The sequence below is a fragment of the Celeribacter ethanolicus genome, from assembly GCF_002407265.1.
Classification (GTDB): Bacteria; Pseudomonadota; Alphaproteobacteria; order Rhodobacterales; family Rhodobacteraceae; genus Celeribacter; species Celeribacter ethanolicus.
The window spans coordinates 1,719,403-1,739,046 of sequence record NZ_CP022196.1 but is presented as its reverse complement, the minus strand read 5'-3'; the positions used below and the strand labels follow the sequence as shown (position 1 = coordinate 1,739,046).

Annotated in this window: 35 protein-coding genes; 18 read left to right on the top strand and 17 right to left on the bottom strand. The window is 58.5% G+C overall.

Features of this window, described 5'->3' with window-relative positions:
• Positions 1 to 123: 123 nt before the first annotated feature.
• From CEW89_RS08610 to CEW89_RS08540, 17 genes are all read right to left on the bottom strand, one after another.
• The gene (locus CEW89_RS08610) at positions 124 to 777 is read right to left on the bottom strand and encodes a hypothetical protein (RefSeq protein ID WP_096805614.1); all 654 of its coding nucleotides are present in this window, start codon (positions 775 to 777) and stop codon (positions 124 to 126) included.
• Entirely contained in the window at positions 774 to 1,091 is a 318-nt protein-coding gene (locus tag CEW89_RS08605) for a hypothetical protein (protein ID WP_096805613.1), read from the bottom strand. The genes CEW89_RS08610 and CEW89_RS08605 overlap by 4 nt, the downstream gene beginning before the upstream one ends.
• Positions 1,088 to 1,492, bottom strand: a complete 405-nt coding sequence (locus CEW89_RS08600) for a hypothetical protein (RefSeq protein WP_157779800.1) — start codon at positions 1,490 to 1,492, stop codon at positions 1,088 to 1,090. Before CEW89_RS08600 ends, CEW89_RS08605 begins: the two co-directional genes overlap by 4 nt.
• A 19-nt stretch (positions 1,493 to 1,511) precedes the next feature.
• A complete protein-coding gene (locus tag CEW89_RS08595) occupies positions 1,512 to 1,727 on the bottom strand; it encodes a hypothetical protein (RefSeq protein ID WP_096805611.1) in 216 nt (71 codons plus the stop codon).
• 12 nt (positions 1,728 to 1,739) lie between these two features.
• Positions 1,740 to 1,982: a hypothetical protein gene (locus CEW89_RS08590; protein ID WP_096805610.1), complete on the bottom strand. Its 243-nt coding sequence runs from the start codon at positions 1,980 to 1,982 to the stop codon at positions 1,740 to 1,742.
• A gap of 17 nt (positions 1,983 to 1,999) precedes the next feature.
• The gene (locus CEW89_RS20760; RefSeq protein ID WP_157779799.1) at positions 2,000 to 2,170 is read right to left on the bottom strand and encodes a hypothetical protein; all 171 of its coding nucleotides are present in this window, start codon (positions 2,168 to 2,170) and stop codon (positions 2,000 to 2,002) included.
• A gap of 13 nt (positions 2,171 to 2,183) precedes the next feature.
• Positions 2,184 to 2,504, bottom strand: coding sequence for a hypothetical protein (locus tag CEW89_RS08585; protein ID WP_157779798.1), 321 nt, complete (start codon positions 2,502 to 2,504; stop codon positions 2,184 to 2,186).
• 200 nt (positions 2,505 to 2,704) lie between these two features.
• Positions 2,705 to 3,046, bottom strand: coding sequence for a hypothetical protein (locus CEW89_RS08580; protein WP_096805608.1), 342 nt, complete (start codon positions 3,044 to 3,046; stop codon positions 2,705 to 2,707).
• A 61-nt stretch (positions 3,047 to 3,107) separates the two neighbouring features.
• The gene (locus CEW89_RS08575) at positions 3,108 to 3,344 is read right to left on the bottom strand and encodes a hypothetical protein (RefSeq protein WP_096805607.1); all 237 of its coding nucleotides are present in this window, start codon (positions 3,342 to 3,344) and stop codon (positions 3,108 to 3,110) included.
• Between the two features lie 330 nt (positions 3,345 to 3,674).
• Positions 3,675 to 3,971 (bottom strand): DUF2312 domain-containing protein, encoded by a 297-nt coding sequence (locus CEW89_RS08570; RefSeq protein WP_244906202.1) that lies wholly within the window; start codon positions 3,969 to 3,971, stop codon positions 3,675 to 3,677.
• A gap of 12 nt (positions 3,972 to 3,983) precedes the next feature.
• Positions 3,984 to 4,244 carry a hypothetical protein gene (locus CEW89_RS08565; protein WP_244906178.1) on the bottom strand — a complete coding sequence of 87 codons (261 nt, stop codon included), beginning with the start codon at positions 4,242 to 4,244 and terminating at the stop codon, positions 3,984 to 3,986.
• Positions 4,241 to 4,456, bottom strand: coding sequence for a hypothetical protein (locus CEW89_RS08560; RefSeq protein ID WP_096805605.1), 216 nt, complete (start codon positions 4,454 to 4,456; stop codon positions 4,241 to 4,243). The genes CEW89_RS08565 and CEW89_RS08560 overlap by 4 nt, the downstream gene beginning before the upstream one ends.
• 1 nt (position 4,457) lies before the next feature.
• Positions 4,458 to 4,616 carry a hypothetical protein gene (locus CEW89_RS20755; RefSeq protein ID WP_157779797.1) on the bottom strand — a complete coding sequence of 53 codons (159 nt, stop codon included), beginning with the start codon at positions 4,614 to 4,616 and terminating at the stop codon, positions 4,458 to 4,460.
• Positions 4,616 to 5,167, bottom strand: coding sequence for a hypothetical protein (locus tag CEW89_RS08555; RefSeq protein WP_096805604.1), 552 nt, complete (start codon positions 5,165 to 5,167; stop codon positions 4,616 to 4,618). Before CEW89_RS08555 ends, CEW89_RS20755 begins: the two co-directional genes overlap by 1 nt.
• Positions 5,164 to 5,415 carry a hypothetical protein gene (locus tag CEW89_RS08550; protein WP_096805603.1) on the bottom strand — a complete coding sequence of 84 codons (252 nt, stop codon included), beginning with the start codon at positions 5,413 to 5,415 and terminating at the stop codon, positions 5,164 to 5,166. The genes CEW89_RS08555 and CEW89_RS08550 overlap by 4 nt, the downstream gene beginning before the upstream one ends.
• Positions 5,412 to 5,678, bottom strand: coding sequence for a hypothetical protein (locus CEW89_RS08545; protein ID WP_096805602.1), 267 nt, complete (start codon positions 5,676 to 5,678; stop codon positions 5,412 to 5,414). The genes CEW89_RS08550 and CEW89_RS08545 overlap by 4 nt, the downstream gene beginning before the upstream one ends.
• A 256-nt stretch (positions 5,679 to 5,934) precedes the next feature.
• On the bottom strand, positions 5,935 to 6,318 hold the full coding sequence (locus CEW89_RS08540; protein WP_244906177.1) for a helix-turn-helix domain-containing protein: 384 nt from the start codon (positions 6,316 to 6,318) through the stop codon (positions 5,935 to 5,937).
• 23 nt (positions 6,319 to 6,341) lie between these two features.
• On the opposite strand from CEW89_RS08540, the gene CEW89_RS08535 reads away from it, so the two are divergent.
• The 18 genes from CEW89_RS08535 (at position 6,342) to CEW89_RS08450 (ending at position 19,640) form a co-directional block, all read left to right on the top strand.
• Positions 6,342 to 6,590, top strand: coding sequence for a ferredoxin reductase domain-containing protein (locus CEW89_RS08535; RefSeq protein ID WP_157779796.1), 249 nt, complete (start codon positions 6,342 to 6,344; stop codon positions 6,588 to 6,590).
• Complete coding sequence (locus CEW89_RS20750; RefSeq protein ID WP_157779795.1) at positions 6,587 to 7,141, top strand: hypothetical protein; 555 nt, start codon at positions 6,587 to 6,589, stop codon at positions 7,139 to 7,141. Before CEW89_RS08535 ends, CEW89_RS20750 begins: the two co-directional genes overlap by 4 nt.
• Before the next feature lie 222 nt (positions 7,142 to 7,363).
• Positions 7,364 to 7,834: a hypothetical protein gene (locus CEW89_RS08525; RefSeq protein WP_096807173.1), complete on the top strand. Its 471-nt coding sequence runs from the start codon at positions 7,364 to 7,366 to the stop codon at positions 7,832 to 7,834.
• Between the two features lie 286 nt (positions 7,835 to 8,120).
• Complete coding sequence (locus CEW89_RS08520; RefSeq protein ID WP_096805599.1) at positions 8,121 to 8,576, top strand: hypothetical protein; 456 nt, start codon at positions 8,121 to 8,123, stop codon at positions 8,574 to 8,576.
• Positions 8,576 to 9,352, top strand: coding sequence for a DNA-methyltransferase (locus CEW89_RS08515; protein WP_096805598.1), 777 nt, complete (start codon positions 8,576 to 8,578; stop codon positions 9,350 to 9,352). The genes CEW89_RS08520 and CEW89_RS08515 overlap by 1 nt, the downstream gene beginning before the upstream one ends.
• On the top strand, positions 9,349 to 9,657 hold the full coding sequence (locus tag CEW89_RS08510) for a hypothetical protein (protein WP_096805597.1): 309 nt from the start codon (positions 9,349 to 9,351) through the stop codon (positions 9,655 to 9,657). The genes CEW89_RS08515 and CEW89_RS08510 overlap by 4 nt, the downstream gene beginning before the upstream one ends.
• The gene (locus CEW89_RS08505; protein WP_096805596.1) at positions 9,654 to 10,112 is read left to right on the top strand and encodes a hypothetical protein; all 459 of its coding nucleotides are present in this window, start codon (positions 9,654 to 9,656) and stop codon (positions 10,110 to 10,112) included. The genes CEW89_RS08510 and CEW89_RS08505 overlap by 4 nt, the downstream gene beginning before the upstream one ends.
• A complete protein-coding gene (locus CEW89_RS08500; RefSeq protein ID WP_096805595.1) occupies positions 10,109 to 10,534 on the top strand; it encodes a hypothetical protein in 426 nt (141 codons plus the stop codon). The genes CEW89_RS08505 and CEW89_RS08500 overlap by 4 nt, the downstream gene beginning before the upstream one ends.
• Positions 10,522 to 11,151: a hypothetical protein gene (locus tag CEW89_RS08495; protein WP_244906176.1), complete on the top strand. Its 630-nt coding sequence runs from the start codon at positions 10,522 to 10,524 to the stop codon at positions 11,149 to 11,151. Before CEW89_RS08500 ends, CEW89_RS08495 begins: the two co-directional genes overlap by 13 nt.
• A gap of 171 nt (positions 11,152 to 11,322) precedes the next feature.
• A complete protein-coding gene (locus CEW89_RS08490) occupies positions 11,323 to 11,925 on the top strand; it encodes a hypothetical protein (RefSeq protein WP_096805594.1) in 603 nt (200 codons plus the stop codon).
• Positions 11,926 to 11,978: 53 nt separating this feature from the next.
• Entirely contained in the window at positions 11,979 to 12,563 is a 585-nt protein-coding gene (locus CEW89_RS08485; RefSeq protein ID WP_157779794.1) for a transcription termination/antitermination NusG family protein, read from the top strand.
• Between the two features lie 243 nt (positions 12,564 to 12,806).
• A complete protein-coding gene (locus CEW89_RS08480; RefSeq protein ID WP_198403519.1) occupies positions 12,807 to 13,166 on the top strand; it encodes an HNH endonuclease in 360 nt (119 codons plus the stop codon).
• A gap of 84 nt (positions 13,167 to 13,250) precedes the next feature.
• Positions 13,251 to 13,796, top strand: coding sequence for a helix-turn-helix domain containing protein (locus CEW89_RS08475; RefSeq protein ID WP_096805592.1), 546 nt, complete (start codon positions 13,251 to 13,253; stop codon positions 13,794 to 13,796).
• Positions 13,797 to 13,893: 97 nt separating this feature from the next.
• Positions 13,894 to 15,519 carry a terminase large subunit gene (locus tag CEW89_RS08470; protein ID WP_244906175.1) on the top strand — a complete coding sequence of 542 codons (1,626 nt, stop codon included), beginning with the start codon at positions 13,894 to 13,896 and terminating at the stop codon, positions 15,517 to 15,519.
• Positions 15,519 to 16,844 (top strand): phage portal protein, encoded by a 1,326-nt coding sequence (locus tag CEW89_RS08465; RefSeq protein ID WP_096805590.1) that lies wholly within the window; start codon positions 15,519 to 15,521, stop codon positions 16,842 to 16,844. Before CEW89_RS08470 ends, CEW89_RS08465 begins: the two co-directional genes overlap by 1 nt.
• Positions 16,834 to 17,739 (top strand): S49 family peptidase, encoded by a 906-nt coding sequence (locus CEW89_RS08460; RefSeq protein WP_096805589.1) that lies wholly within the window; start codon positions 16,834 to 16,836, stop codon positions 17,737 to 17,739. The genes CEW89_RS08465 and CEW89_RS08460 overlap by 11 nt, the downstream gene beginning before the upstream one ends.
• Positions 17,740 to 17,830: 91 nt before the next feature.
• Entirely contained in the window at positions 17,831 to 19,117 is a 1,287-nt protein-coding gene (locus CEW89_RS08455) for a phage major capsid protein (protein ID WP_096805588.1), read from the top strand.
• A 70-nt stretch (positions 19,118 to 19,187) separates the two neighbouring features.
• The gene (locus tag CEW89_RS08450) at positions 19,188 to 19,640 is read left to right on the top strand and encodes a hypothetical protein (RefSeq protein WP_096805587.1); all 453 of its coding nucleotides are present in this window, start codon (positions 19,188 to 19,190) and stop codon (positions 19,638 to 19,640) included.
• Positions 19,641 to 19,644: the final 4 nt, after the last annotated feature.

Below are 19,644 nucleotides of genomic sequence, written 5' to 3'. Positions count from 1 at the left end.
CATGTTTCGCACGACTCGTTCATTTCCCGATCTCCTTCGCGATTTCCCGCTGCTCCTGCACGGCTCGGTCGAGACGTTCCTTTTCTGCTCGGTTGAGGGCAAATGCGGCTGTCCAAGGGTCGATCATGCTGCACCGCCCATCTTGTCGATGTTGCACTTGTGGACGGTGAAGGTGTAGGCGGCGCACCACGGATTTTTGGACCAGCCGAAGCCGCGATCTGCGTTCAGGCTGTCCCAGAGGGCGCGGAACTCCTCACGCGGGCCTTCCCCGTCCTCTCCATCTCTGGACACAAAGCCTTTGCAGCCCTCAGCCACCGCATCCGCCTCGCTGATCTCCTGCAAGCGCTGTACCCGCACATCGGTCACGGTCAGCGTCAGACGCGAGGCCCAGCGGGGCATGTGGATTGATGGACGCCAGCGCGTCGGACCTTGCCCCGGTGTCCACGAATATTCGTAATAGCTATCTCGCAGCGGCGCTCCTGCCTTCTTGGCGTCTTCGCGCGACTGGTCAATTAGGCGATAGAGCATGTCGCCGTTTTCGACGTAAAGCCACTCTTTGCGTGGGCCGTCGGCGTAATCTACTGCGATCTCGGCGTTGTTGTAGTGCCATGCGCCGACGCGCCATGCCTCACGCACCCAAAGTCGGTCTCCACGCCGGAATTTTGGCGTCTCGAATGCCTCTGCTGTCGGCTTCAAAATCCTTCTGGTCTGCGACTTACGGCCTTCGAGAAGCGCGCGGATCATCGGCCCGGAAAAGCGGATCGGTTTGTCGGTCATGACGGCGCCTCCGTCTTGCGGTATTCGGCGATGGCGTCCTCTGCCCAATGGGTGACTTGGACGCGGAAGTCCTCGTGGCTGATGTCGGATCGCGGATAGCCTTCGATGATCGCCTCAAGGGCCGCAACAAGGTGTTCATCCGCCGCCTTCACGCGGGCATCAAGCGCGGCGATGCGCTCTGCGTCGGCATCCATGTGAGACTTGATGATGTTACGGAACCAACCGGTTCTCATGTAGTCGGCAGCCTCAAACCAGCCTGCATCGGCTATGGCTTTGGCGAAAGAATCGACTATTTTTCTCGACACGTCGGTCATGCCACGTTCTCCAATTCCATGAGGTGTGCGCGGGCTGGGTCCGAAGCGATAACTTCCGCCCACGCCTCAATCTGGTGCAATTGCGCCTTTGATATGCCGATGGAATTCGGATCTTGGACACGCTCACATTGCGTCAGAACCTCTTTTGCTGCGTAGTGGGTCGCATCATCACGGCTATCTGCGAACTTTCCCCATTTCTCGCCAACACGGTATCCGCCACCAGCCATGTTTACGGCCCACATCCACCGTTCGTCCGTGTGTTGGTGGATCTCGATACTCGCAAGCGGCCACGCCATGCGCGGATGCGGAAGCGTCAGGATGTGGTCTATCTGGCCACGTATTACCTCTCCGTATGGATCTACAGGCAGTATGGTCGCAGGGGTCCGCATCAGATCGAACATGGATAGTTGGTCCATCATCTCAGCACCTCGTAAAGCGGCCCGTGGAGCCATACCGCTCCTGCGCCTGTTTGAGTGTCAGGTTGCCGTGGCCTCGGTTCATCTCGACAGGTCCGTGATGCACACGGTTGCCAAGGCTATCAGGCTTCGCAATCCGGCAATTTTTGATCACCGGTGCCTCGGCATAGATCGCCGGAGACACGCGGCCTGTGATGGTGATTTCTTCGACGTAGTGCATGGGGGCTCCGGGTTAGGTGGACAGGCCAGCAAGCGCGGCCTTTTCAGTATTATGGATCAGCTCGCCGGGCAGGCGCGCTGAGGCCAAATCTGACCATGCGACAAGAAGGCTGGTACGGTTCGCCCCTGAATGCGCTTCAAAACGAAGCCCGAGCGTGTGGATTTCCCAAGTGGACACCACGCCATAGTCGGTCATATAGGAGTCAATGCGGCGAGCTGCCCCTTCCAGAACGTCTACCGGAATAGATTGTGACATTTGTCTTCCTTTCAGGGTTACTTGATGACGACGGCTTCCGCAGGAACGGCTGGTGACTTCATGCCGGGGTCCATGGGATAGACGAAATCCACCTCTTGCACCGGCTGGCCGCTGTCCAACTGCACCAGCATGTCTCCATTCTGGTCGAGCAAGTCTTCGAGTTGAGAAATGAGTTCTGAAAGATGCATGTGTGGCTCCGGGTTAGGTTGGTTGTTTCGGTTCGGGGCGATCCGGCCAAACTTGACGGAACGTCTCGGGATCATTGGCGTAGACCAGTTCGCGGTCCTCCTGATCCATGTCGATGACGTTGATCAGGCAGTCTTCCTCTCCCCTGATGCCCATGTCCCAAAGGATGTCACCGGCGCGTTGGCATGCCGGATGCGACTTCCACGTCCAAGCGTCACCGCCATCGACGCACCGCGATCTGTGGTAGGTTGTTCCGGCCTCGATCTTTCTCAGGCAGCTATCGCACATGTGCGCTTTTCTGGCGGTGTGGGTTGCTGAGCTAATGACTGTCACCATCGTCTCTCTCCTATCTGATCACCGGGCTTTCACCGGCTGCGGGGTGTGTCTTCCCCTCATTGGCCCTGTTTCGCTCGGGCCACCCCGCTCGTCCCGGATACGCGCCGGGATCGCCTACTCAGAACTGCACCATGTGCGGGCGCTTTGTTTCCCCGTGTATCCCTCTGGCTCGCGACCGTTCCTTTCGCTCTGGTATTTCATCAGTCGCAATCCGGGATGCGGCCGCGGTTGTCTTGCCAGCCGTCATTGTCACCTTCTGCCCGGTCGATCCGTTCGATGTCCGCAATGAGCATTGCCGTAGCTTTCACCAGATCGCGGCGTCTGGTGTCGCTTGGCTTCAACCATTCATCCGAGAACGGCCACAGTTTGCGGATCATGGCGTTGTCTGGCTGATAACCTGCCGCCAGCATGGCGTAGCAGGCAGCGGCGCGAGACAACTCGAACAGATCGTGTTCGTCGTCGTGTTCCGGCGTCCAACCTTCGACCTCGATCTGACGTTTGCGCTCGGCAAGAACATCCAGTGCGGCTTGTGAAATATTCATCTCATTCTCCTGTGTCTGTCACACGGGATGGGGCCGCGCTCTGTCGGCCCGCACCGGTGGGTCAGTCGATGCCGATCATTTTTCTGTAAGCCATCAGCTCGGACAGGTTTTCGGTGGCGGATTGCAGATGTTTGATCGCCTGTCGCAGTTCCGCAGACGTCCCTTCGAGGGCGTCGATGGGGACAAGCTCGTCTGCGGACTCCATGGCTTGAACGGCTTTCAGGTGGCGAGATCGCGCACCTTGCGGAAGCATTACGTCGAAGCTCTTGTAGCGCTCTGATTTGTCTTTTTGTGCCACGTCGTTTTCCTTCTGAACTACCCGCCCCGATGCGGTGGGGCGGGATTTGAAACTATGCCTCTCAGGCGGCCCCATACTTCGGCCATACATCGAAGCGGTTGCCGGTTGTTGCGCCTGAGAACGCGTCCCATCGTGTCCCGCATCGCGCCTCGGTCGATGGGCAGACCGTAGGCTGGGTGACTGTTCGGGGGCGGTTGCGCCCCAATGAGGATGGTCAGCAAAAGAAGCATTCGAATTCCGATTTTGATTTTGTTGCCTCCCGCTTGCCCAACACGGGAGGCACGGCTTTCGAGGGCGGGCGCGGGGTGACGCCCGGGGCGGTGTGGTGGGTTAGCGCATGCCAAGCGCTTCGCGATACATGTCAAGGATCGCTTCTTCCTCGGCGATCTCGTCGGCAGACTTCTTGCGGAGCGCGATCAGCTTGCGGATTGCGGCGGTGTCGTAGCCGCGCCCTTTGGCCTCGAACATCACCTCTTTCTGCTGATCGGCGATGTCCTTTTTCTCAAGCTCAAGCCGTTCGAAACGCTCGACAAACTGACGCAACTCGTCGGCGGTCACGCGATAGGCTTTGTCGCGCACCTCGCGGTCGGCATCGGTCTCTTTCATCGGGGGCTGACTTTCGGTCATGTCGAGCATTTCTCACCTCTGGTTTGCGATTTTGCCGGTCCATGCGTCGAACTCGGTGCGCAGGGCGGCGAATTTGGTTTGGGCGATCTCGCTGGTGGCAAGCTCACGGCGGCTTTCGATGTTACAGACGTGGCGCAGGTATTCGGCGGAGGCCTCAGCGGTGAATTGTCCGCCCGGAAATCCGCTGCGTGTGGCCGCGAATTTCTGAAAGCGCGGGTCGTTGCAGAGGATTCCGGCCTGTTGCGGCAAGGGCATGTCGGCAAGGTGGGTCACAGCAAGCGCCCCTCTGCGGTGTCGCCGGGGCGGATGATTTCGACGGCTTCGAGCACGATGAACGGTGCGTCATTGGCATTTGCCAGATCGGAGGCGGCGGCGCGGGCGTCTTCGACGGTGCTGTAGCGCTGGCGCGGCTCGGTTTTCGATCCGGGGCCAGAGGGTTTGCGGGCGACCATCCAGAAGCGGGCGAATGGGGGTAGGGCGGTCATGTCAAAAACTTCCTGCCCAGAGGCCAAATCCAATGGCCATCAGGCTTGCGCAAATGAATGCAAGAAAGTTGTTCCGGATGCCTAATTTCAAGAAAACAAGACCATTTGCCATGGCGGAGACGGCACATAAGCCGGAGAGGACAGCAGCGACATAGAACATCACGCGGCCTCCTTTGCGCTTGCGACGGAGATCGCGGCGGTGCGCCAGTTTTTGGCGGCTTCGATCTCGGTAAAGCCGGTGGCGTTGACGCCCAGAAAGTCGATCTCGAACAGGTGGGTGCCGGTGCGGTTTTGACCGGCTGGCGGGGTGTTGACGTTTCCCATTCCCTCGTCGCAACAGGCGCGGATCGCTTCGGAGAGCTTGTCCAGCGGCGCATCCATCCACATCCCGACAAAGAGCGTCAGAGGATCGGCGATTTCCATGTATTCGGAGATCTCGATGGCGCGTTCGGCCCAGAGATAGATTGCCAGATGCGCCTGCGAGGTGTGGTATTCCTCAATGCCAAGATGGAAGACGCTTGCCGGTGCGCCGGGCGCGTCCTGGAGGATGGAACCGCCAGCCGTGGTGAACAGATCCTCGATCATCTGAGGCGGCGCATGTTCCATGGCAGACAGGATGATTTCACCTGCCAGTGCGCGCGACAAAGCGGCCCGGATGATCTGTCCTTTGGCCTCATGGTCCGCGATCGTGTGGGTGATGGTGCCGATCATGATGTGATCTCCTGTTTGCGGCTGAGCGATGTGGCGGCGGCACGGAGCCAGAGGCGGATTGCGTCGGTTTCGTTTCTGCTCGTCACGCGGAGGCGATGGATGTCGATCACGGTGCGACCGTCGTCTGCGACGGTGTAAGTGCCGCCGGTCTCCATCGCCTCGTTCATCAGCACGTCATGGCAGGTCGCAAAGGGCGTGGTGTGCGGATCAATGCGGTTGAGGATGCGCTGGATCGGATCGGATTTCATGCCGACACCTCGATCCGATCCACGACGGACAGGCCGGAGGCGGCCATGACGGCGGCGATCATGCGTTTGCGGTCGACGGTTTCACCGCGTGCCGTTTTGAGCGTGGCAAAGGCCAGCGCACGGCGCATGGCCGGGTGATCTTCGGGATTGGCGGCAATGATTTTCGCGTGATCGACGCGGAGCGGGTCCAGACCGTAGATCAGGCCGTGGCCGTGTAGATCGGCGCGGGGATCTGGCGTGTCGGTGGTGAAGGTATGTGCCATAAGTGGCCTCCATCGTGAAGTGCCGCGATCTGCGCCCGGCTGGGTGCGTCTTTCGGCGGCTGATGGAGGTGCAGACTATGGAAAAAATGTCCATTGTCAATTTATAAAATGGAAAAAACTTCCATTGAAATATTTTGGTGAGTTGACCCATGATCAAAAAACGCATGGGTGGGGGTGTGAATTTTATGTCTTATGATTCGGAAGAACGCATTCTTTTTTGGGTCTCTGAAACTTTCGGTGTTTCCATCGACATTGCTTACAGGTCACCTTTTGTGAGGCTTCTCATGAGGCTGTCGGCTAAAGGTGCAGGTAATTCTGTCAGACGGCCACGATAAAGATAATCCATCGAAACGCCCCATCTTTCAGATATGGCATATGCCATTTCAGCTTTGAGCGGCTTATCGCCTCGCTCGATTTTAATGTAGCTCGACCGGTCAATTCCAACCGAGTCGGAAAAATCAGCTTTGTTCAGGTGGTGGTGCTCTCTCAAGGCTTCCAGGCGTCGCCCGACGGATTTCGGATTAAATGGGCTGTGTGGGTTCATTGGCGCCTCACTTTGTTGTTTGGCCGCATTCTTGCAGACGTAGAAGAAACGTCGATGGAAGAAATATCCATCTTGACGAATGGAAGAAATGTCCATTATGTCGAGGAATGACCAAATTCATGACCTTCAAAGATGTGATCGAGGCGTGGCCGTCCAGAAAGGATTGTGCCGCTGAGGTCGGTGTCACGCTTGCAATGGTGAACAAGTGGCATGAGCTTGACAGCATTCGCGGCGTCTACTTCATGCATATCGTCGAAGCCTCGAAAAGCAGGCATGGTGCGGATGCTGTTACGTCGGATGATCTGTGCCGTCTGGCTGCGCGACATGCCTCCTTGAAGTCGTCTTCGGGGCGGGAGAGTGCCGCATGACCGTCTTTCGCAAATTCATCGTCTATGTCGCCGATCACTTCAAAAGCATGGCGCAGCACGAGGCTGAATTGAATGATCTGCGGCGGCGCATTGAAGCCGGGGAGAGTATTGTTTTTCCGGTTGGCTGGTGGGTCGAATTACAAGAGATAAATCGCCAGCCGGATTGCGGCCCCGATGCAGATGACGAACATGATGGCTCCGGTCACGGTCAAGCGCCAAGCGGGAATTATCAGCCTGTATCTTGGAATGAAGTCGTTCCGGAATGTTCTGCATTCCGTCTGACCGAAGCCCCATCCCATCATCATCAGCCCGACGCACCCGGCCACAACCGGATCGGACGGGATGGGGATAACCAGAGTGGTCAAGAACAGGATCATTCCGGCGAGGCCCATGGCGGCAAACCATTTCTGAGATACGACAGTCGCAAGGCCGTTGAGGCCCTGTCCAAACGAGTTGTCCATGCGCGTTTTCCTTTGCGATTTGGCGCGTGTGGATTGGCGTGGCGGGGTGCGACCCGTCACGCCGCCTATCGTCTGGTTGGAGCTGTGTGATGTCAACATCTCTCAAAACATTCGAATTGTCGGCCATTCTCTCCTCCCATGTTGGCGTGGCTGGCACAGGGCGGGCCGGGTGGGGCGGAACCCCGGCCCGCCTGCCGTCTTTCCCGGCTCTGTGTCGCATTTTGCGACGCGAGGGTCATGTGAAAGCGGCGCAAGAATTTTCACATGCAGCATTCGGTTGTGCGGGTGCAGCGACAGGCGCGGAGGTTTGTCATGCGTGACCATCGTCCCGGTTCCATTCAGAGTGCCGTTCATTCCGCCTATCGCGCGGTCGGCGGGCTTGAATCGGCTTCGGTCGATCTCGGTGTTGCGGTGTCGACACTGTCCTACGGGACAGAGCGCAGCGAGCACCGGCCCGGAGGGATTGGTGTCAATTACCTCGACACGTTGGGGCGGATTTCGCCTGAGGCGGCAGTGCCGGTCGCGGAGCATTTCGCACATCTGGCAGGGGGTGTGTTTCATCCGGTCGATCTCAAGGGGGTGACGTCTGCGGATGTGCATCGGCTGACGCGGGAGTTTTCCGACGTGTTGGCAAAGCATGCGGAGGCGCATTCGTCGACATCGCAGAATCCGCATGATTACACCGCCCGCGAGGCGCAGGCGCAGTTGGTCGAGCTTGACGAACTGATTGAGGCGGCGGTGGCGTTTCGGGCGGTTCTGTCGCGCAAGGCGGGGGTGCGGTGATGCCCCACAAGACTTCTCATACCGCGATCTCATATGAGCCTGAAAACCTGACGCGTGGGATCGTCGGTGACTTGCCGGAGGTTGCTGCTCGCGCCTCCGGCGCTTTTCATTCGAGACGGGCAGGCAAGGGCGTCGGTTTTCGTCCTCTAACAGGCCATACCGGGGGAGCGTGGTCGCCTGCACAACGTGCTCCCCATTTCCCAACTCCGGGGCCGGGTGCGGCGGTCGTTCTTTCTCTTCCTGCTGCTGCACCTGTGCCCGGATCTCTGGTTCGGAGGGTGATGTGATGTCTTTCGATGTGGTGTCAGCCGTGGTGGCACGGCCTTTTGCTTCTGTGTCGCAGAAATCCTCGATGGGGCGCGAAGTCGGGCGGGCATGGGTGCGTGTGGCCTCGATGTATGAGGGCGAGATCGGGGAGCGCATGGTGGCGGCTGCTGTGGCGGATGGTCATCGCGGTCTGGCTCCGGTGTCACGCACGGGCGCGACCAATTATGTGAAGCATGCCAGTCTTGCGGCACAGATTTTGGCGGTGCTTGGCGGGCGTGTCGGGGGTCTGACGGTCGGTGAGATTGCCGAGGCGCTTGGGGGCGGTCGGGTCAAATCCGTGATGTGGTGTACCGGGGATATGCAGTCCCGTGGGCTTGTGACGCGCAGCAAGGGGTCTGGGGCCAGTGTGTTCGTCGCGATGACGGCGCGGGGGCGCGAGGTTCTGGCGGGTTGTGAACGGGTGGAGCGGGCGTGATGAGTGCGATCGTCAAAGACGTGCAGATCGGGCCGTGTCGGTTGATCCTTGGCAATGCTTTGGAGGTCATGAGCGAGATTGGCCCGGTGGATCATATCGTGTCGGACCCGCCGTATGAACAGTCTTTGCATGACGTCAAAAACGGTCTCAAGGATCGAAACCTTCGCACAGACGGAGGCGTTCAGCTCCGCTCTCTTGATTTCTCTGGTATTGACGAGGTGCGCGGAGAATTCACCGCATTGGCCGCAGAAATCTGTCGTGGATGGTTGATTGTGTTTTGCACCATCGAAGGCGTTGCGCGGTGGGCGGACGTGATCAACCCGTCGCCGATCAAATACAAGCGGGGCTGCATCTGGATCAAGCCGGACAGCACCCCGCAGCTGAACGGGCAGGGACCGGCGCAAGGGGCAGAGTGTTTTGTCGTAGCGTGGTGTGGGTCTGGATATGCGTGCTGGAATGCTGGCGGAAAGCGTGGGGTTTACACCCATCTGACGAACCCGCCTGACCGGCATGGAGGGCATCCGACCGAAAAGCCGTGGCGGTTGATGCGAGACCTGATCTTGGACTTTACAGCCCCGGACAGTCTTGTGCTTGACCCGTTCATGGGGAGCGGAACGACGCTGGTGGCTGCGGCTTTGACCGGGCGGCGTGTGATCGGGATCGAGAAGAACCCGGAATATTTCGAAATGGCGGTTCAGCGCGTGCGTAAGGCGGTGGCCTCTGCCGGTGCGACTGGTCCGCAACTGACCGCACAGGTGCAGGAGGCTTTGCTATGAGCGAGGAATGGGGTCCGTGGATTGAGCATGATGGGACGCCACGTCCTGAGCTTTTGGGCTGCTATATGGCGGTTGTGAGCCTGTCAGGGCGCGAGGAGGAGGGCATTCAAAACGCCTGTGATGCACCGCCGCCGGGAATGTGTTGCGCATTTGTTTGGGCGTCTCTTCCAGATTGGCGGGTGGGAGATGCGATTGTCCGCTACCGCATCCGCAAGCCACGCGCGTTGCTTGATCTGATCGAGATGGTCGAGGCCCTGCCTGCGCCGTCCCGTCCTGTCTCGCGTCCGGTCGAGGTGGTGTCATGAGGGATCACGGGTTCGAGGAATATCCGATCAAGGGCCAGACTGCCGCGCTGTTGCTGAAATGCGCGCGGGTGGCGATGCTGGGGCATGACGTGGCCTTTGTGGTGCATAACGGGAAGATGGTGCGCTATGCGCGCGATCTCTGCGCCGCCCAGGTGCGGCCCTGTGCGGTGGGAAAATCCTATCTGATTTATGGCACGGCGCGGGTGAAGATATACCCGTCTGAGGCGGCCTATTGGGGCCTGACTGGCTGGGGAGGGTTCATGGTTTTGGATCATGAGCTTGAACCGGGCAGCAGTGCCCTTGTGGCGCAGGATTTGTGCCGCGTGATGCGCGACATGCGCGATCTGACAAACTTGCAATTCCCCGAAGGGGAGTTTGAGCGCCTGTCTGCGCACCCTCTCGAAAATATGCCGCCTGAGGCCGTTTGGACCGGCGGGCGGGGGATCGGATCATGAATATGGTGTTTGAAAACGCACCGGCGGCGCATTCCGGCGCTCGGTTCGACCCGGAGCCGTTTCACATGGTCGTGGGGTCGGATTTCGAGGTGCCGGGGCGTGCGCCGCTCTGGGTCTGTTTCAATCCGTCCTGTTCCGCGACATTCGTGCCGCAAAGGCCGTGGCAGCGCTATTGCTGCGAGGGCTGTCGCAAGGCGGATGAACAGGAGTTTCGGCGCGTGGGCCAGAAGGCCGCGCCCGCGCTTCTTGCGTGGCGGATGGGGAAGCATGACCGCTATCGCGGGGCGTTTGGCATGGAGGTGGTCACGCCGGAATTGCGGGCCATCTCGAACGCGGCGCGGGGCTATGTGACCCGGCTGCAAAGCGAGTGGTTCGCCGACCGGATGCAGCGGGCCGGGGAGGCAATGCGATGCAGGGGCTGAGTGTGGTGGGAGGTCAAGAGGTGGATGGGTTGCCCATCTATCCCTATGGAATCGAGGATCGTCTCGACAGCCACCATTTCGTGCCGTGGGAGCGCAGGCGATGGCTCAATTCAGACATGCGGTTGAGGGGCGATGCGGAGTGCCGGGCGCATTACCTAGATCTGATCTGGATTTCCTACGATCAATCGCCGATCGGGACTTTGCCGGATGACATCGTGTTGCTGGCAAAGATGCTCATGGTGGATCGCGACCGGTTCGAGACCCTGTGTCGTCTGCCTTACGGGCCATTGCACAATTGGTCACGCTGCGAGTGCGATGGTGGCGAGGTGCGTCTGTTTCACCCGATGGTGTTGCGGACGCTGAATGACGCCATGGCGCGGCGCGAGGACAATCGCGCAAAGAGCGAGGCGGCCAATGCGGCGAAGCGGTTGCAGCGTCTCAGGATTTCAATGGCAGGGTATGACGCCAAGATGGCGGAGAATGATGCGGCGGTGCGATGGGTCGATGAATGGCTCCTTGAGCAGGGTATCGGTTATCGCGCGTCGAGATGGATTGAAAAGGGGATCAGGGCATGGGCTGATCACCGTCTAAAGCTCGGGTTTCGCGGGCAAGAATAACTGTCCGAAAGTGTCCTAAAGACAGTTCATGACAGTCTTAGGACATTCTCAGACTGTCCTGCACGACAGGGACATAGACAGAGACATTGAAAAGGACATTGGCAATCGCCGGACGATCAAACGGTGCATGCTGTGGATAAGTCGGAATTTTGCTGAGAAAGGGCCAGTGAGATGGATGCACAGGAACAGGCGAAGGGTGAGGCGCTGGTGATGGCGTGTTTGGTAGAGCCTTTGGAGAGGCGTGGGTTTGGCAGGCCAACGGCGCTCAAGGTCGATCAGTTCGAGGCGATGAAGCGCGAACTGTGTCAGAAGCTGGCCTATATGAGTGCTGACAATCTCATGGCTCTTGAGGAAGAGGCGGCGGGTTTGGCCGGTGGCAAGGACCACGACCGCTTCCCGATCGGGCAGAAAATCCTTGAGTGTGCTCTGAAGTATCAGCAACCGGAGGACAGTGCATCGCCTCTGATCCGGGCAATATTTGCGCATAGTCTCGGGCGTGAGGCGATTGCGGAGGGTTGGGCTCCTGAGCTTCTTGCCGGGGTGCGCAATATGAAAAAGCGGGCGTGGCCCCGGAATTTCCAGGTCGATCAGATCAAGAAGGCTGCGGAGGATCCGATGCGGAAAATGCGGGAGATTGAGCGACGCTTGTCGCAGGGGCTAGATGTCTCGTCTGGCGATGCGGCGTGGCGCGACCGTCGTCTGGCTGTCATTCGAAAGTGTGAAGAGATCGGAAACATGGGCGGCGACGGTGCTGCGGAAAAGGGGACGGCGTGATGCATATGGGAACGGTTGTGGGGTCATACCTCGGTTTGAAAGTGGGTGACGTTGTGGAGTCGGTTTCGGATGATCGTGCGTTGTTCCATCCGGGGGCAAAGCGCTGGTACGCGCTGTTGTGCCGACCGCAACAGGAGGTGCAGGCGGAGCGGTGGTTGGCGGCGCGCGGGGTCTATGCGTTTCATCCGGTCACCAGACGCAAGTCCAAGGTGCGCGGTGTCGAGCGCGAATATGACCGTCGATATTTGCCGGGGTATGTGTTCGCGCGCTTCGGCGGTGATCCGATCTGTCACCGGGTGCTGGCCGCACCGTTCCTGCACGGTGCTTTGACTTTGACGAATGGTGAGTGGGGTGTGCTCGGGCCGAAGCGGCTGGCGTCTCTGCACGAGATGCGGGTGCGAGATGAGAGGCGCGAGGCGGATCAGGAGGAGAGGGCGCGACGGGCGTTGCAGGCGCGTCGTGTTCGTGTTGGGGCAGAGGCGATGTTCCGGGCGGGACCGTTCGTCGGCCATCATTGTGAGGTGGTCGAGATCACGTCGAAAGGTGGCGTCAAGGTGCGGTTCAGGCTGTTCTCGCACGATGCGCTTGTGGAGGCGCGTGGGTGCGATCTGGTGGGTCTTGGTCAGAAAGGGTATTGACCCATTCGAAATGTCGGGTGTAGCTTGCCCGGCATAGCCTCATGATCGGTGTGCTCTCCGCAGGTCGGACAGATACCCGATAGGGTGGGCGGCGAGGACGGGTTGAAGAAACGCCACGTCTGACACGCCTGCACTGCGATCTGAGGAACGATAATCGCTTTGATTTCATAGCTACAAGCCCCGCCAATGTGCGGGGCTTTCGCGTTTCTGGGTTATGGGTAATCGGGTCGATTGGAGTTTGTCATGGGACGTTTGGCTGGTCGCGCATTGCCGTCTCGGATCGGTGGGGCAAAGTCCCGTCTGGTGTCGAAGCGGCGTGAGGTGAGCGGTGACGATGTGCATCGACGCTCAACCAATTGGTATAACACGGCAGAGTGGAAGAGGCTGCGGCGCGAGGTGTTGAAGCGTGACGCATGGACCTGTCAAGCGACCGGTGTCGCGTTGGTTGGTGGCAAGTGGGAACCCAATAGCGCAATCGTGGATCATATCATTCCTCACAGGGGCAATCGTGATCTGTTCTTCGACGTGAACAACCTTCGCGCGGTGTCGAAGGAATGGCACGACAAGGTGAAGCAGGGACAAGAGAAGCGCGGCGAGGTCTGATCCCAGGGGGGAGGGGGGGGGTGAAAAGTCTGGAAGGTTCCAGACCGGAAACCCGTGTCCCCCTCATGCGGAGATTTTTTTTCTATGACAGACGAAAATTCCGCCGAGGTCATCGGTTTCAACCTCTTTGGCGATCCTGTCTATGATCGCAAGGACAAGCGCGGTCGCCCTTCGTTTGAGTGGACTAAAGAAAACTCAAACAAAGTCAGTATGTTGCTGGCTATGGGATGGACGAATGACCGAATCGCGTCTGTCGTTGTTGATCCGAGAACGGGAAAGTCGATCTCAACACCGACTTTGAAACGCTATTTTAGATCCGAGCTGAAAGTTCGTGAGGTTGCTCGCGATATGCTGATGGCGCGTCGTTTGATGCTGGCGATGGAGAAATCCGAAGACGGCAACGTCGGTGCAATGCGTATCCTCGGAAACCTCATTGAGCAGAACGACGCGATGCTGGCTGATATGCGCTTCAAAGGGGATGGAGAGACGAAAGCAGATGAGGCGAAGAAAGTGCCCAAGCTCGGCAAAAAAGAGGCGGCGCGGGCGGCGGCGGAACAGGCCGTAAGTGGTGGTGATCAATCTCTATGGGGTGGTGACCTAACGCCGGGCTTTAAGTCGCGCCCGAACTGACATGCAGGTTCTCGATCCGGGTTTGACCGCGCGCGATCCGGCGTGGTCTACGGCTGTGCCTGATTGGAAATCTCGCCTTCTGAACAAGAGGTCGCTCTTGCCGACCTTGCCGCTTTTCGATGAGGTGGCTGAGAAGGCACTTCGGATTTTTAAACGGCTGAGAGTCCCGGACCTGATCGATAATCCGACCTATGGCGAGGTCTGTGACGATTGGGTATTTGATTTCGTCCGTGTGATCTTCGGAAGCTATGACCCGGAGACCAAGCGGCGGATGATCAAGGAGTTTTTTCTCCTTGTTCCAAAGAAGAACGGGAAATCGGCCATCGCGGCGGCGATCATCGTCACGGCGGCCATTCTGAATGAACGACCAGGCGCAGAGTTGCTTTTGATCGCGCCGACACAAGAAATCTCCCATATCGCCTTTAAACAGGCGTCTGGGATCATCGACCTCGATCCTGATCTGTCTGCAATCTTCAAAGTGCAGACAAACTTGAAGCGCATCACGCATCTGACGACCAATGCGGAAATTAAAATCCTTTCGGCTGACGGTGACGTGGTCACCGGGTCGAAAGCCAGTTTCATCCTCATTGATGAAACCCACGTTCTCGGCAGCAAGGCTAAGGCACCTGGCGTCTTCCTAGAGCTTCGTGGTGGTTTGAAATCACGTCCTGAAGGATTCCTCCTTCAGATTACGACGCAATCAAAGGACCGCCCAACAGGGCAGTTTGAGAAGGAGCTGCAACGGGCGCGTGCCGTGCGCGATGGGCATCTGAATTTGCCACTTTTGGCCGTTCTCTATGAGTTGCCGGAAGACATGGCAGAGGCGGAGAAGTGGCGCGACCGCGAAACATGGGGACTCGTGAACCCGAACTTGGGGCGCTCTGTCCATGCTCAGGATTTGGCCGATGACCTGATCGCGGCGGAAAATGATGGACCAGAGGCGCTGGCGCTTTTTGCCTCCCAGCACCTCAACGTGCAGGTTGGTATTGGTCTGAAAACTGGGCGCTGGGTTGGCGCCGACTATTGGGAGAAAGCGGCGCGACCGAAACTGACGCTCGAAGAGATCATTGAGACGTCAGAGGTGGTTGTCGCAGGCGTCGACGGTGGCGGCCTCGATGACCTTCTTGGGGCCTACATTCTTGGGCGTCACCGCGAAACAAAGGTTTGGCAGGGCTGGGCGAAGGCTTGGGCGGATCGCGATGTTATGACGCTTCGCCAGTCCATTGCGCCGGAGCTTCTGGAACTCGAAAAGATCGGTGATCTGGTCTTTGTCGACAATCTCGAAGAGGAAGCCTACCCAGATTTGGCGGAGTTATTTCTTTCTATCAGAGAGGCCGGAAAACTTCCTGAGGCGGATGGTCTCGGCATGGACCCGGAAGGCGTAGGTGCACTGATTGATGCTCTTGTTGATGTGGGGTTTGCCATCACTGACATCCGGGCAGTAAGCCAAGGTTATAAGCTGAACGGGGCGATCAAGACCGCACCGAACAAGCTCAAGAGCGGAAAAATGATCCATTGCGGGCAGCGCCTCATGACGTGGTGTGTCGGCAATGCGAAAGCAGAGGCGCGCGGCAACGCGGTAATCGTGACGAAACAGGCGAGCGGGACGGCCAAAATCGACCCCCTCATGGCGATGTTCAACGCCGTACAGCTCATGAGCTGGAACCCCGTCGCAGGCAGTGGCGGAGAGATTGTTATTCCTTCTGACTATGTGGTGGGCTGATGGGTCTTTTTGACATGTTCGGATCTCGGATGATCGCCTCTGATGGCCTTGATCGTGACCCGACAGATGATCGCTATTTCGACAGTCTCCCGTCGCGTCGCAGCGAGATCAACGTGACGGTAAGCGTGGCGCGGGCACGCAAGGTGCCGGTGATCAGAGATTGCCTTCACACCTTGTCAGGGTCGGTGTCAGGACTGGAATGCGGTGTCTTTCGCCAAGTGGATGAGGACACGGTGGAGCGTGTCCACAATCATCAGATCGCAACTCTTCTGACAAATCCGAATCCGCGCCATACCGGAACGTCTTTCATCTATCAGATGGTCGATGATCTGCACTCCGAGGGTGATTTCTTTGCGGAGAAAAAGTTCGCTCATGATGGATATACGATTGAGGAACTTTGGCGTCTTGAACCTGGTCGTACTCAGGTCGAAGAACTGCCAGATCGGACAAAGCGTTTCCGGCACACAGATCGTTGGGGCATTGAACGGGTGCTTTTGGAGGATGAGGTGTGGCACATCCCGCTTCCTCCGCTGGTCGACGACATCAAGGGGACGTCTCCAATCCTTGATGACGGGAAAGAGGCTGTGGCCGTTGCAATTGCCTTGCAGCGATATGCCAATATCCTTTTTGCCAACGATGCGACGCCGCCATACGCCTTTTCGATGGAGAGCAATTTCAAGGATGCTGAGAGCAAGAAAAACTGGTTGCAGGCGTGGAGCAGGTGGGTCTCTGGTCGCAATCGTCACAGACCGGCCATCCTCGAATATGGTATGAAGCCACAGCGTCTCGGGCTGACCTCTGAGGAGGCACAGTTCCTTGAGACCCGCAAGGAATTGTGGCTTGATCTTTGTCGCCTGTTTCACGTCCCGCCTCACAAGGTCGGTATTCTTGACCGGGCCACGTTTTCGAACATCGAACATCAGAGCCTCGAATTCGTTACGGATGCTCTTCGCCCGATCCTTGAGTTGATCGAAGACTCAGTCGACAAGTTCCTGATCGCGGAAAGCGACATGAAGTTCGAGTTCAATGTCGAAAGCCTTCTGCGTGGCGATATCAAGACACGCTACGAAGCCTATTCACGGGGTCGCCAGTGGGGTTGGCTCAGTGTCAATGACATTCTACGCATGGAGCGCCGAAACGGCATTGGTCCGTCAGGTGACCGCTATGTCGAGCCACTCAATATGGTTCCTGTCGGAACCGGATCTGATCAGCGCCAGCGCGATCAGCGGGCTTCCATCGACAATTCCATTTCCTTCCTGCGCGAGAGCGTGAAAACGCCGCGTGGCAAACGTCCAAGATTGGAGCTTGTAAAAGATGCCGCATGAAATTGACCGCATTCTGGCAGCTGCCGCCTCCCATATCTGGTTGATCGACGAAGACAAGGCGCAGGAGATCGTGAATGTCCTTGCCGTGCGCGCCTCGACCGGTCAGGGCATTGATTGGGCCGCAGATGAGGCAAAGCCGGTTTATGCGGCTGAGACACGGCAAGGGCGTCAGGGCCCCATTCACGTTCTCCAACTGCATGGGACCGTCATGCCGCGTTCAGGCATGATGTCGCGCATGTCGGGTGGTGCGTCACTGGACCAGTTCATGAAGGCATTCGATGCGGCAGCCTCAGATGCGTCTGCACAGGCAATCGTCATGGATATCGACAGCCCCGGCGGGATTGTCGATTTCGTGCCGGAAGCTGCCGAACGGATGTTCAAGGCGCGTCGCGCCGATCGACCGATTGTTGCCGTCGCGAACCCGCTTTGCGCCTCTGCCGCCTATTGGCTGGCCTCTGCCGCTGACGAGATCGTGGTGACGGTTTCCGGTCGTGTTGGCTCCGTTGGTGTCTATCAGATGCACGACGATCTTTCCGAGGCGCTGAAAATGAAAGGGATCAGTCGCACGGTCATGAAGAAGGGGCCGCGAAAAGCCGAAGGTGCAATCGGGCCGCTCGATGAGTCCGCGATGAAGCACCGAGAAGAGGAAATCGGTTACATCTACGACCTGTTCACAAAAGCCGTGGCACGCAATCGCGGTGTCGATCTCAGTGTGGTGCGCGCAGACCCGGAGGAAGCCAAAGAGCATTTCGGTGGTGGGCGCGCTTACCGTGCGCGCGAGGCCGTGCGTCTCGGCATGGCGGATCGGATCGGAACGCTGGAAGATACGATTTCGCGGCTGCAACGGGGCCGCCTGACGCCGCGCACGGCGCGGGCGCGCCTGAGCGTCATCTGACATTTTTCACAGACCTTTGGTCGCCGAAGCGGTGCGCGCCGGGCGCATCGCGACGGAGAGTTTTTGCCCGGTGCAAATAGGAGCGAGCTTGATGAAGACGCTTGCAGAACTGAAAAAGCGCCTCGCCGAACTGAAGGCCGAGGGTATGAAAATGGTCGATGCGGCAGAGTCCGCAGGCGGCACGTTCACCGAAGATCAGGAGACCAAATTCGCAGCGATCGAAAGCGAGATCGCGCAGGTCGAAGAGGACATCAAGGAGCGTGAAAAGCTCGATGAGCGTCGGCGCTCGATGAAGGGTTCGACCGCGCTCACTCCCGCTGGGCAAAACACTGTCAACGATCTGAACCCGGAAACCACCGGCGGCTTCAAGGATATCGGTGAATTCGCCGTCGCCGTTCACGGGGCTGTGCGGGCAGGTATGCGTGGCGGGACCATCGACGACCGTCTTGTGGCGGTCGATGGGGTTCACACCGGCGGCGGTGATGCCGGTGAGGGCTATGCACTTCCGCCGGCCTATCGCGACTCGGTGTGGGAGCTTGTGAATGATTTCGACGAATTCGGCGGGCTGATCGACGAAGAGCCGACCGAAAAGCGTGAAGTGAAGCTTTCCGCCGATGAGACGACGCCGTGGGGCACCGCAGGTATCAAGGCGTACTGGCGCGCTGAGGAGTCCCAGATGACCGCGAGCCAGCTTTCCGACGAGGGCCGCAGCGTTCCGTTGCATGAGCTTTACACGCTGGCGATTGCGACCGAAGAGCTTCTCGAAGATGCACCGCGTCTCAACAATCGCCTCGGCACCAAAGCTGCCATGGCGATTGCGTGGAAAAAGAACCTTGCCATCGTCGAAGGCACCGGGGTTGGTCAGCCGCTTGGCTGGATGAAGTCCAGCGCGATCATCACGGTTGCCAAGGAAAGCGGTCAGACCGCCGATACCGTCGTGGCCAAGAACATCGTCAACATGTATGCGCGCCTGCAACGCATTCCGGGCGACAAGCCGTTCTGGCTGATCAATCAGAACTGTTTGCCGGAACTCATGTTCATGACCATCGGCGACAAGCCGATCTGGATGCCGCCGAACGGTCTTGCGGATGCGCCCGGTGGTTTCCTTCTCGGGCTTCCTGTCCGGTTCAGCCCGTTCGCTGAAACCCTCGGTGACAAAGGGGATATCCAGCTGATTTCGCCGAAGGGTTACTACGGTGTGCGCCGGACCTCCGGCGTCAAGTTTGCCTCGTCGATCCATCTCTATTTCGATCGCGGCTTGCAGGCCTTCCGCTGGCAGTTCCGCTATGGCGGTCAGCCGCATCTCTCCAAGCCGGTGACCCCGAAAAATGGTGCAACGACGCTGTCGCATTTCGTGACGCTGGCCGAACGCGCCTGATCCTGACGCATGATTTCCGTGGCGGAGGTTCTTTCCGCCACGGTTCATCCCCATCAACGGAGATAAACCGATGAAAACTCTGAACCCTTCTGCGCTGGCCGCTGTGGTCGGTGTGATCGACGCGGACGCTTATGCCGCTGGCACCTACACGACGGGCTGGATTTCGATGTCCGATTTTCAGGCCATTCAAGCCATTGTCCTTGCCGGTGATCTGGGCGCGTCTGCGACCATCGACGCAAAAATCGAACAGGCTACGGATGCGTCCGGCACGGGTGCCAAAGACGTCACCGATGCGGCCATCACGCAGCTGACGAAGGCCGGGAGCGACGACAATAAACAGGCGATCATCGACCTGTGGGCGGAAGACCTCGATCTTGCAAACGATTTCGCCTATGCCCGTCTCAGCCTCACGGTCAGCACCGCCGCCTGCGATGCTGGCGCTGTCGTGATGGGCCACTATGCCCGTTATCAGCCCGCGTCGAACAATGATCTGAGCACCGTCGCCGAAATCGTCACGCTCTGATCAT

Coding starts and splice junctions, on each gene's coding strand:
- CEW89_RS08610 (WP_096805614.1), bottom strand. CDS start 777: ATGACCGACAAACCGATCCGCTTTTCCGGGCCGATGATCCGCGCGCTT.
- CEW89_RS08605 (WP_096805613.1), bottom strand. CDS start 1,091: ATGACCGACGTGTCGAGAAAAATAGTCGATTCTTTCGCCAAAGCCATA.
- CEW89_RS08600 (WP_157779800.1), bottom strand. CDS start 1,492: ATGTTCGATCTGATGCGGACCCCTGCGACCATACTGCCTGTAGATCCA.
- CEW89_RS08595 (WP_096805611.1), bottom strand. CDS start 1,727: ATGCACTACGTCGAAGAAATCACCATCACAGGCCGCGTGTCTCCGGCG.
- CEW89_RS08590 (WP_096805610.1), bottom strand. CDS start 1,982: ATGTCACAATCTATTCCGGTAGACGTTCTGGAAGGGGCAGCTCGCCGC.
- CEW89_RS20760 (WP_157779799.1), bottom strand. CDS start 2,170: ATGCATCTTTCAGAACTCATTTCTCAACTCGAAGACTTGCTCGACCAG.
- CEW89_RS08585 (WP_157779798.1), bottom strand. CDS start 2,504: ATGGTGACAGTCATTAGCTCAGCAACCCACACCGCCAGAAAAGCGCAC.
- CEW89_RS08580 (WP_096805608.1), bottom strand. CDS start 3,046: ATGAATATTTCACAAGCCGCACTGGATGTTCTTGCCGAGCGCAAACGT.
- CEW89_RS08570 (WP_244906202.1), bottom strand. CDS start 3,971: ATGACCGAAAGTCAGCCCCCGATGAAAGAGACCGATGCCGACCGCGAG.
- CEW89_RS08560 (WP_096805605.1), bottom strand. CDS start 4,456: ATGACCGCCCTACCCCCATTCGCCCGCTTCTGGATGGTCGCCCGCAAA.
- CEW89_RS20755 (WP_157779797.1), bottom strand. CDS start 4,616: ATGTTCTATGTCGCTGCTGTCCTCTCCGGCTTATGTGCCGTCTCCGCC.
- CEW89_RS08555 (WP_096805604.1), bottom strand. CDS start 5,167: ATGATCGGCACCATCACCCACACGATCGCGGACCATGAGGCCAAAGGA.
- CEW89_RS08550 (WP_096805603.1), bottom strand. CDS start 5,415: ATGAAATCCGATCCGATCCAGCGCATCCTCAACCGCATTGATCCGCAC.
- CEW89_RS08545 (WP_096805602.1), bottom strand. CDS start 5,678: ATGGCACATACCTTCACCACCGACACGCCAGATCCCCGCGCCGATCTA.
- CEW89_RS08540 (WP_244906177.1), bottom strand. CDS start 6,318: ATGGACATTTCTTCCATTCGTCAAGATGGATATTTCTTCCATCGACGT.
- CEW89_RS08535 (WP_157779796.1), top strand. CDS start 6,342: ATGACCTTCAAAGATGTGATCGAGGCGTGGCCGTCCAGAAAGGATTGT.
- CEW89_RS20750 (WP_157779795.1), top strand. CDS start 6,587: ATGACCGTCTTTCGCAAATTCATCGTCTATGTCGCCGATCACTTCAAA.
- CEW89_RS08525 (WP_096807173.1), top strand. CDS start 7,364: ATGCGTGACCATCGTCCCGGTTCCATTCAGAGTGCCGTTCATTCCGCC.
- CEW89_RS08520 (WP_096805599.1), top strand. CDS start 8,121: ATGTCTTTCGATGTGGTGTCAGCCGTGGTGGCACGGCCTTTTGCTTCT.
- CEW89_RS08515 (WP_096805598.1), top strand. CDS start 8,576: ATGAGTGCGATCGTCAAAGACGTGCAGATCGGGCCGTGTCGGTTGATC.
- CEW89_RS08510 (WP_096805597.1), top strand. CDS start 9,349: ATGAGCGAGGAATGGGGTCCGTGGATTGAGCATGATGGGACGCCACGT.
- CEW89_RS08505 (WP_096805596.1), top strand. CDS start 9,654: ATGAGGGATCACGGGTTCGAGGAATATCCGATCAAGGGCCAGACTGCC.
- CEW89_RS08500 (WP_096805595.1), top strand. CDS start 10,109: ATGAATATGGTGTTTGAAAACGCACCGGCGGCGCATTCCGGCGCTCGG.
- CEW89_RS08495 (WP_244906176.1), top strand. CDS start 10,522: ATGCAGGGGCTGAGTGTGGTGGGAGGTCAAGAGGTGGATGGGTTGCCC.
- CEW89_RS08490 (WP_096805594.1), top strand. CDS start 11,323: ATGGATGCACAGGAACAGGCGAAGGGTGAGGCGCTGGTGATGGCGTGT.
- CEW89_RS08480 (WP_198403519.1), top strand. CDS start 12,807: ATGGGACGTTTGGCTGGTCGCGCATTGCCGTCTCGGATCGGTGGGGCA.
- CEW89_RS08475 (WP_096805592.1), top strand. CDS start 13,251: ATGACAGACGAAAATTCCGCCGAGGTCATCGGTTTCAACCTCTTTGGC.
- CEW89_RS08465 (WP_096805590.1), top strand. CDS start 15,519: ATGGGTCTTTTTGACATGTTCGGATCTCGGATGATCGCCTCTGATGGC.
- CEW89_RS08460 (WP_096805589.1), top strand. CDS start 16,834: ATGCCGCATGAAATTGACCGCATTCTGGCAGCTGCCGCCTCCCATATC.
- CEW89_RS08455 (WP_096805588.1), top strand. CDS start 17,831: ATGAAGACGCTTGCAGAACTGAAAAAGCGCCTCGCCGAACTGAAGGCC.
- CEW89_RS08450 (WP_096805587.1), top strand. CDS start 19,188: ATGAAAACTCTGAACCCTTCTGCGCTGGCCGCTGTGGTCGGTGTGATC.